The 567-nt window shown below is 60.7% G+C and carries 1 protein-coding gene; it reads right to left on the reverse strand.

Features of this window, described 5'->3' with window-relative positions; genetic code table 11:
• The coding region (locus ACR0C6_RS22125) for a M3 family metallopeptidase (protein ID WP_480621343.1) at positions 1 to 567 on the reverse strand (567 nt) is incomplete at both ends.

Below are 567 nucleotides of genomic sequence, written 5' to 3' on the forward strand. Positions count from 1 at the left end.
TCAAACCCATCCGCGCCGCTTTCGTAAACGGAATAGAGCGCGTTCACGAGGCCGTCGCCGAAGGCGTAGGCATAGACGTAGAAGGGCGAGTGGACGAAGTGCGGGATGTAAGCCCAGAAGGTCTCGTACCCGTCCATGAATTCAAATGCGGGGCCAAGGCTTTCGGCCTGAACGCTCATCCACAGGGCGTTGATGTCATCCGGGGTCAGCTCGCCCTCACGTCGGGCGGCGTGCAGCTTGCATTCAAAGTCGTAGAAGGCGATCTGGCGGACCACCGTATTGATCATATCTTCGACCTTGCCGGCCAGCAGTACCTTGCGCTGTTCCGGGGTTTCGGCCTGGTCCAGCATCTTGCGGAATGTCAGCATCTCACCAAAGACCGAGGCGGTTTCCGCCAACGTCAGCGGGGTGGATGACAGCATCTCGCCCTGACCGGCGGCCAACGCCTGATGGACGCCGTGACCCAGTTCATGGGCAAGCGTCATCACATCGCGCGGTTTGCCCAGATAGTTGAGCATCACATAGGGGTGGACATCGGTGACCGTCGGATGGGCGAAGGCCCCCGGC

The sequence above is a fragment of the Ruegeria sp. AL12 genome (assembly GCF_056540885.1).